Origin of the sequence: Ramlibacter sp. (assembly GCF_036383835.1) — a bacterium.
In the GTDB taxonomy this organism is placed as follows: domain Bacteria; phylum Pseudomonadota; class Gammaproteobacteria; order Burkholderiales; family Burkholderiaceae_C; genus Ramlibacter.
Map to the genome: position 1 here is coordinate 1 of NZ_DASVNN010000048.1, position 8193 is coordinate 8193.

9 protein-coding genes are annotated in these 8193 nt (G+C 69.7%); 1 reads left to right on the plus strand and 8 read right to left on the minus strand.

The genetic code is table 11. From position 1 onward, the window contains the following. Together VF522_RS08165 and VF522_RS08170 are read right to left on the minus strand one after the other, a co-directional pair. Nucleotides 1-867, minus strand: an 867-nt coding sequence (locus VF522_RS08165) for an amino acid--tRNA ligase-related protein (RefSeq protein WP_330907741.1), incomplete at its 3' end; no start/stop codon positions are given. Between the two features lie 89 nt (nt 868-956). Further along, the gene (locus VF522_RS08170; RefSeq protein WP_330907742.1) at nt 957-1589 is read right to left on the minus strand and encodes an LON peptidase substrate-binding domain-containing protein; all 633 of its coding nucleotides are present in this window, start codon (nt 1587-1589) and stop codon (nt 957-959) included. A gap of 48 nt (nt 1590-1637) precedes the next feature. On the opposite strand from VF522_RS08170, the gene VF522_RS08175 reads away from it, so the two are divergent. Beyond that, the gene (locus VF522_RS08175) at nt 1638-2183 is read left to right on the plus strand and encodes a YggT family protein (protein ID WP_330907743.1); all 546 of its coding nucleotides are present in this window, start codon (nt 1638-1640) and stop codon (nt 2181-2183) included. A gap of 66 nt (nt 2184-2249) precedes the next feature. Here VF522_RS08175 and accD read toward each other — a convergent pair whose 3' ends face one another. The 6 genes from accD to VF522_RS08205 form a co-directional block, all read right to left on the minus strand. After that, nucleotides 2250-3122 carry an acetyl-CoA carboxylase, carboxyltransferase subunit beta gene (gene accD, locus VF522_RS08180; protein WP_330907744.1) on the minus strand — a complete coding sequence of 291 codons (873 nt, stop codon included), beginning with the start codon at nt 3120-3122 and terminating at the stop codon, nt 2250-2252. Nucleotides 3123-3143: 21 nt separating this feature from the next. After that, entirely contained in the window at nt 3144-3953 is an 810-nt protein-coding gene (gene trpA / locus VF522_RS08185) for a tryptophan synthase subunit alpha (protein WP_330907745.1), read from the minus strand. Further along, nucleotides 3950-5200: a tryptophan synthase subunit beta gene (gene trpB, locus VF522_RS08190; RefSeq protein WP_330907746.1), complete on the minus strand. Its 1251-nt coding sequence runs from the start codon at nt 5198-5200 to the stop codon at nt 3950-3952. The genes trpA and trpB overlap by 4 nt, the downstream gene beginning before the upstream one ends. Beyond that, nucleotides 5178-5888 (minus strand): phosphoribosylanthranilate isomerase, encoded by a 711-nt coding sequence (locus VF522_RS08195; RefSeq protein WP_330907747.1) that lies wholly within the window; start codon nt 5886-5888, stop codon nt 5178-5180. The genes trpB and VF522_RS08195 overlap by 23 nt, the downstream gene beginning before the upstream one ends. Then, the gene (truA, locus tag VF522_RS08200; protein WP_330907748.1) at nt 5885-6667 is read right to left on the minus strand and encodes a tRNA pseudouridine(38-40) synthase TruA; all 783 of its coding nucleotides are present in this window, start codon (nt 6665-6667) and stop codon (nt 5885-5887) included. Before truA ends, VF522_RS08195 begins: the two co-directional genes overlap by 4 nt. Nucleotides 6668-6690: 23 nt before the next feature. Next, a partial coding sequence (locus tag VF522_RS08205) for a FimV/HubP family polar landmark protein (protein ID WP_330907749.1) occupies nt 6691-8193 on the minus strand: 1503 nt, incomplete at its 5' end.

The window sequence follows — 8193 nt, forward strand, 5'->3', positions numbered from 1 at the left end:
GTCGCGGTAGTTCCAGTACGCCGCGTAGAACTCCATCATCGTGAATTCGGGGTTGTGCCGGACCGAGATGCCTTCGTTGCGGAAGTTGCGGTTGATCTCGAACACGCGCTCGAAGCCGCCCACCAGCAGGCGCTTGAGATAGAGCTCCGGCGCGATGCGCAGGTACATCTCCTGGTCCAGCGCGTTGTGGTGGGTGATGAAGGGCTTGGCGTTGGCGCCGCCGGGGATCGGGTGGAGCATCGGCGTCTCCACCTCCAGGAAGCCGGCCTGCACCATGAACTCGCGGATGCCCGACATCGCGCGGCTGCGCGCGACGAAGCGCTTGCGCGCTTCTTCGTCCGTCATCAGGTCGACGTAGCGCTGGCGGTACTTCACCTCCTGGTCGGCCACGCCGTGGAACTTGTCCGGCATCGGGCGCAGGCTCTTGGTGAGCATGCGGATGGCGGTGGCGTGCAGCGACAGTTCGCCGGTGCGCGTCTTGAACAGCCTGCCTTCGGCGGCCACGATGTCGCCGAGGTCCCAGTGCTTGAACGCGGCGTAGGCGTCTTCGCCCACCGCATCGCGGGTCACGTAGATCTGGATGCGGCCGCTCGCGTCCTGCAGCGTGGCGAAGCTCGCCTTGCCCATCACGCGCTTGAGCATCATGCGGCCGGCCACCTTCGCGGTCGCGCCTTCGCTTTCGAGCTGTTCCGCGGCCTTCTCGCCGTGCGACCGGTGCAGCGCGGACGCGTGGTCCGATGGCTTGAAGTCGTTGGGGAAGGCCGGGCCGGCGCCCTGGCGATGGGCCTCGCGCAGGGCCTTGAGCTTCTCGCGGCGTTCCGCGATCAGCTGGTTCTCGTCGGTGGGCGGGGTGGTCTGTTCGGACATCGGGGACGGACGCGCGAGGCGCTCCAGGGGGCGAAACCCTCGATTCTAAGTTTTCGCGGGCGGGCGCCTCCCGCCGTGGCCGAGCAGCCCTAGAGCGTGATGCCCGTGCGGGTCAGCACGTCGCTCACCAGCTCCAGCCGCACCAGCGGGTTGTCCAGTTCCATCAGCCGCTGCTTGAGGGTGACGGGCAGGGGCAGCAGCTCGCACCAGCGGTTCGCGACCCAGCCGCAGTCGTCCAGCTTCCAGGGCGGCAGGATGGGCATGGGGCCGGGCTGCTGGGGCTTGAGCTGCAGCGACTGGATCAGGCGCTGCAGCGCTTCGGAGGTGCCCTTCAGGTCGTCGGGAATGGCCACGGGCAGGTCGCCCGCGAGCCGTTCGACGTCAGCCACCCACAGGCCGTGCTTCAACTGGTCGCTGGAGGTGATGCGGAAGCGCTGCGCGCCCGTCGCGCGCACCAGCATCAGGCCGGCCTGCGGCTGCTCGATGTCGAGGATGGTGGCCAGGGTGCCCACGTGGGCGAAGGCTTCGCTCACGCCCGGCTGGCGCACTTCGTGGCCCTGCGTCAGCGAGACCACGCCGAAAGGGGCTCCGGCCTTGCGGCACTTGGCGATCATGTCGAGGTAGCGCACCTCGAACACGCGCAGGGACAGCAGACCGTCGGGAAACAGGACCGTGCCGAGGGGAAACAGCGGAAGGGACTGCAGGGTGAGGGCGGCGGGCACGGGGCGTTCCGGTGGCTGCCGCTATCATCCCACGACTCAGCCTCGTCCATGTTCTTCCAGATCACCTCCTTCCTGCTCGACGTCGCCGCGGGCCTGCTGGGCGGCGCATGCCTGTTGCGCCTGTACATGCAGATGCAGCGCGTTCCTTTCGGCAACCCGGTCGGCCGCTTCGTCTTCGCGCTGACCGACTGGATCGTGCTGCCGCTGCGCAAGGTGCTGCCCGGCTACCGCCGCTGGGACTTCGCGAGCGTGCTCGCGGCCTACCTCATCGAGCTGGCGCAGTTCGGCATCCTGTGGCTGCTGTTCGGCCGCGGCAATGCGGGCCTGGTGCCGCTGCTGGCGCTGTTCGGCCTGGTGCGGCTGGTGGTGTCGGGCGCGATCGGGCTGGTGATCGTCTACGCGATCCTGTCGTGGGTGCGGGCCGATTCGCCGATCACGGACGTGATCGACCGCCTGGCCGCGCCGCTGCTGCGGCCGTTCCGCCGCGTGATCCCGCTGGTGGGAGGATTCGACCTGTCGCCGCTGGCGGCGCTGGTGCTGCTGCAGGTGGCCGCGATCATCGTCGCGTCGCTGCAGGACGCGATCATTCGGTGATTTGTCATCCCGGCCTTGAGCCGGGATCCATGGATTGCGGCTCAAGGCCGCAATGACAAAACCCAATCAGTCGACCGCGTCCGCCGCCTGCCGCGTCAGCATCGCCAGCACGTTGGCCACCGTCTTGCGCAGTTCGCGACGGTCGCAGATGAAGTCGACGGCGCCCTTTTCCTGCAGGAACTCGGCGCGCTGGAAGCCTTCCGGCAGCTTCACCCGCACCGTCGACTCGATCACGCGGGGACCCGCGAAGCCGATCAGCGCCTTGGGCTCGGCGATGACCACGTCGCCCACGAAGGCGAAGCCCGCGCTGACGCCGCCCATGGTCGGGTCGGTCAGCACGCTGATGTAGGGCAGGCCCTTCTTCGCCAGGCGCGTGAGCGCGGCATTGGTCTTGGCCATCTGCATCAGCGACAGCAGGCCTTCCTGCATGCGCGCGCCCCCCGTGGCGGTGAAGCACAGGAAGGGCACCTTCTGCTCGATCGCGGTCTCGACGCCGCGCACGAAGCGCTCGCCCACCACGCTGCCCATGGAGCCGCCCATGAAGTCGAATTCGAAGGCGGCGGCCACGAGGTTGATGCTGTGCACGGAGCCACCGATCACCACCAGCGCATCGGTCTCGCCGGTGTTCTCCATCGCTTCCTTCAGGCGCTCGGGGTATTTTCGGCTGTCCTTGAACTTCAGCGGATCGACCGGCACCACTTCCTGGCCGATCTCGTAGCGGCCTTCGGCGTCGAGGAAGGCGTTGAGGCGGGGGCGCGCGCCGATGCGGTGGTGGTGTCCGCAGGTCGGGCAGACGTTGAAGTTCTGCTCGAGGTCGGTCTTGTACAGCACCGTCTCGCAGCTGGGGCACTTGATCCACAGCCCTTCGGGCACGCTGCGGCGTTCATTGGGATCCGTGGGCTGGATCTTCGGCGGCAGCAGTTTTTCCAACCAGCTCATCTGGGGCTCCTCAAACGAATTTCACGAGTCTAGCGCGGCGCGGATGCCGCTCAGGAAGGCGGACAGCGCCGCCGGGATCTTTTCCCGCGGCTGGTCTTCCACCACCTGGATGACCTTGGTGCCGATCACCACGGCGTCGGCGACGCGGCCGACCGCCCTGGCCGACGCTTCGTCGCGGATGCCGAAGCCCACGCCCACCGGGATCTTCACGTGCTTGCGGATCCGGGGCAGGGCTTCTTCCACCGCGGCGGTGTCGAGGTTGCCGGCGCCGGTCACGCCCTTGAGCGAGACGTAGTAGACGTAGCCGCTGGCGACGCGCGCGACCTGCTGGATGCGCTGGTCGGTGCTGGTGGGCGCCAGCAGGAAGATCAGGTCCAGCCCGTTCTTCTTCAGGTCGGCGGCGAAGGTTTCGCATTCCTCCGGCGGGTAGTCGACGATCAGCACGCCGTCGACGCCGGCCGCGGCCGCGTCGCGCGCGAAGCCGCCCTGGCCGTGGCCGAGTTCGTAGCGCTCGACCGGGTTCGCATAGCCCATGAGCACGACCGGCGTGGTGTTGTCGCGCTCGCGGAAGCTGCGCACCATCGCCAGCACCTGCGCGAGGCCGACGCCTTGCGCGAGCGCCTGCTCGCCGGCCTTCTGGATCACGGGACCGTCGGCCATCGGGTCGGAGAAGGGCACGCCGAGCTCGATCACGTCGGAACCTGCCTCCACCATCGCGTGCATCAGCGCAGGCGTGATGTCGGCGAAGGGGAAGCCGGCGGTGATGTAGGGGATGAGCGCCTTGCGCTTGTCCTGCGCGAGTTTCGCGAAGGTGGCCTGGATGCGGCTCATTGCTTCGGCCCGCCCTTGAGGCTCAGGCCGCGCATGGAGGGCCGGTCGTAGAAGTCGACGCCCGCGAGGTCCGCCACCGTGCCGATGTCCTTGTCGCCGCGGCCGGAGAGGTTCACCAGGATGTGCTGGTCCGCCTTCATCGTCTTCGCCAGCTTCATCGCGTAGGCGATCGCATGGCTCGATTCCAGCGCGGGGATGATGCCTTCGGTGCGGCACAGGTAGTGGAAGGCTTCGAGCGCTTCCTGGTCCGTGATGCCGACGTATTCGGCGCGGCCGGTGTCCTTCAGCCACGCGTGTTCCGGGCCCACGCCGGGGTAGTCGAGGCCCGCGCTCACGCTGTGCGTCTCGATGATCTGGCCGTTGTCGTCCTGCAGGATGTAGGTGCGGTTGCCGTGCAGCACGCCGGGGCTGCCGCGCTGCAGCGAGGCGGAGTGCTTGCCGCTTTCCAGGCCTTCACCCGCGGCTTCCACGCCGATCAGGCGCGTCTTCTCGTGGGGGATGTAGGGGTGGAAGATGCCCATCGCGTTGCTGCCGCCGCCCACGCAGGCGACCACGGCGTCGGGCTGGCGGCCGGCCATCTGCGGCATCTGCTCGAGGCACTCGTTGCCGATCACGCTCTGGAAGTCGCGCACCATCATCGGGTACGGGTGCGGGCCGGCGACCGTGCCGATGATGTAGAAGGTGTTCTCGACGTTGGTGACCCAGTCGCGCATCGCCTCGTTCAGGGCGTCCTTCAGCGTCTTGCTGCCGGACTCCACCGGCACCACGCGGGCGCCCAGCAGGTTCATGCGGTAGACGTTGGGGCTCTGGCGCTTGACGTCGTTGCTGCCCATGTAGACCACGCACTCGAGGCCGTAGCGGGCGCAGATCGTGGCGGTGGCCACGCCGTGCTGCCCGGCGCCGGTCTCGGCGATCACGCGCGGCTTGCCCATGCGCCGGGCGAGCATCGCCTGGCCGATCACGTTGTTGATCTTGTGGGCGCCGGTGTGGTTCAGGTCCTCGCGCTTGAGGTAGATCTGCGCGCCGCCCTGTTCGCGGCTCATGCGCTGCGCGTGGTAGATCGGCGAGGGCCGGCCCACGAAGTGCTTGAGCTCGTAGCGGAATTCGGCGAGGAAGTCCGGGTCGTCCTGGTACTTCGCATAGGCATCGCGAAGCTCGGAAATGGCATGGGTCAGCGTTTCGCTGACGAAGCTGCCGCCGTAGATGCCGAAGTGGCCGGCGGCGTCAGGCTGCTGGTAGGAGGGCATGGGGGGAACCTGCAAGGAGCGCGTCGGCGGCCCGCACGGCCGCGACGAACTGGTGGATCTTCCCGGCGTCCTTGAGGCCCTTGCTGGCCTCGACGCCGGAGCTCACGTCAACGGCCAGCGTCCGGAAACGCGGCCGCACCTGCAGGATGCCATCGCCCACGTTTGCAGGTGTGAGCCCACCAGACAAAACGGCGTGACAGCTGACGCTTGGTGGAAGGCGTGACCATGGGAATGTCTTGCCGGCGCCGCCGTAGCCCTCGACGTGCGCGTCGAGGAGCAGGGCGCTCGCACGGGAGTACTTGGCGGCAAATTCTACCAAGTCGAAGGTTTCGGCCGCGTCGAGCGGGATGCGCGCGGCACGCATGTAAGGGCGCTGGCCGCCGCTCGCCTGCTCGCAGTATTCGGGCGTCTCGTCGCCGTGGAACTGCAGCATCGCGTTGGGCACCAGGGCGCAGGCCGCACGCACGTTGTCCAGCGGCTCGTTGACGAACAGCAGCACCGGCGTCACGAAGGGCGGCAGGCGCTTCGCCAGTTCGGCGGCGCGCTCCGCGCTCACGCAGCGCGGGCTCTTCGGATAGAGCACGAGGCCGATCGCGTCGGCGCCGGCGGCGACGGCGGCGTCGACGTCCTGCTCGCGCGTGAGCCCGCAGATCTTGATCCGTGTCCGGTAGGCGAGGGCGCTGCTCATGGCAACCAATGATACGCAGCGGCCTGGCTCGGCAGCCCCCAGTGGTCTTCGTAGACCGGGCCGAGGAAGTAGAGCCCGTCGGGCGAGAAGGTCGGTGCCGCCGCGTCGCGGCTCTTCGCTTCCAGCACCTCGCCCATCCACGCCGGCGGATGCACGCCCTGGCCCACGTAGACCAGGCAACCCATGATGTTGCGGATCATGTGGTGCAGGAAGGCGTTGCCCTGGAACTCGAAGCGCCAGTAGGGGCCGCGCCGCGAGATCGCGACCGGCTCCAGCGTCTTCACCGGCGTGGGCGACTGGCAGGACGAGGCGCGGAACGAGGTGAAGTCGTGCGTGCCCACGAGGTGCGCCGCGGCCTGCTGCATCGCGTCGGCATCGAGCGGGCGGAAGACCCAGCCGACCCGGCCCGCTTCCACGCTGGGACGCACCGGCGATTCGAGCAGCACGTAGGCATAGCGGCGCGACTTCGCGCTGTTGCGCGCATGGAAGGCATCGGGCACCGGACGGGCCCACTGCACCGCGATGTCGGGCGGCAGGAAGCTGTTGGTGCCGCGCACCCAGGAGAAGTCCTCGCGCCGCACTTCGGTGTCGAGGTGCAGCACCTGCTGGACGCCGTGCACGCCGGCATCGGTGCGGCCGGCGCAGACGGTCGTGACGGGCACGGTGGCGAACTGCTGCAGCGCCGCTTCCAGGTGGTCCTGCACGGTGCGGCCCGACGGCTGGCTCTGCCAGCCGTCGTAGGCCTGTCCGTTGTACGAGATCCCGAGTGCCAACCGCACGGGCCGGCCTCCTGCGTGTGCCGTCAGCCGATTTCGGCGAGCAGGCGCTGCGCGCGCGACTTGAGGTCGCCCGACGCTTCGGCCAGCACTTCCTCGGCGAGGCTGCGGGCGCCATCGGCGTCGCCGATCGCGTTGAACTCCTCGGCCAGCGCCAGCTTGGTGGCGAGCGGGCTGTCGGCGTCGGCGCCGAAATCGGCGGCGGCCGCCGGAGGCATGTCGAGGTCCATCGACGGCGCCGGAGCCGGTGCCTTGGCAGCCGGGGCGGGCGCCGGCGCTGCGCCGCTGCCGGGCAGGTCCAGCGAAAGTCCGCCGAGGTCGAATTCCATCATTCCGTTGTCCGCCGGAGCGGGCGCGGGCGCGGCCTTGGGCGCCGGTGCGGGCACCGGGGAGGGCGAGAAGTCGAGGCTGTTGCCCAGGTCCAGCGAAGGCGCGGGCTCCTCGCGCACCGGCGCGGGGGGCGGCGGCGCGCTGAAGTCCATGTTCAGCGAGGGCATGGGCTCGGGCTCGGCCACGGGGACCGGTGCCGGAGCCGGGGCGGGCGCACGGCGAGCCGCCGGTGCGGGCGCCGCGGCGGGCTCGTCACCGAGGGAGAAATCGAGGTCCAGGTCGACGTCGCCCGGATCGGCAGCCGGCGCGGGTGCGGGACGGGCCGCCGCGGCACCGCCGGCCGCGCCTGCCGCGCCTGCCGCAGCCGCGGTGCCGGGCTGGCCGCCCCGGTACAGCGGATTCGACGGATCCAGTTCGCGGCCCAGGTCGCAGATGTGGTCCCACTCGGTGCCGTTGCCGTGCGTGAGGCTGTACGCCTCGGCGGCGACGACCTCGAAGGCCTTCACGTCGCGGCGCTTGGCGTAGATCTCCAGCAGCTTGGAGTGGATGGCGACGCGCTGCGGGTTGATGCGCAGGGCTTCCTTGAGGATTTCCTCGGCCTGCAGGTCGCGGCCGTAGGCCAGGTACACGTCGGCTTCGGCGACCGGGTCGACGTCGCCTGCGGCATCGAGCTGGCTCGGCGAATAGACCATCGACGAGCCCGTCGGATTGTTGGTCTCAGCGGTGTCGATGCGTTGCCCGCCGCTGGCGCCGAAGAAAGAATCAGGCTGCAGCCTGCTTTCGAGGAAGGAGCTGTCGACGGCAGCGGTCTTGCGCTTCTGCCGCATCTTGTAGAAGCCGAACCCGAGCAGCACGGCCAGCAGGCCGACGCCCAGCGCGGGTACCAGGGGGTTCTCCAGCACGTCGTCCAGCAGGCTGGGTTCCGGCGGAGGCGGAGGCGGCGCCTTGCGGGCGGCTGCCTTCGGTGCGGTCACGGCGGGGGCCGATGCGGCCGGAGCGGCGACGGGCGCGGTGCTGCCGGACGGGGCAGTGGCCTCGGCGGACGCCGGGGCCGGCGTCGCCGCAGCGACGGGCGCCGGAGCGGGCGTGGGCGCAGGCGTCGGCGCGGGGGTCGGAGCCGGCGTCGGCGCCGGGGTCGGAGCCGGGGTGGGCGCAGGCGTCGGCGCCGGAGCGGCGGCCTTGGTCGGGGGTGTCGTGGC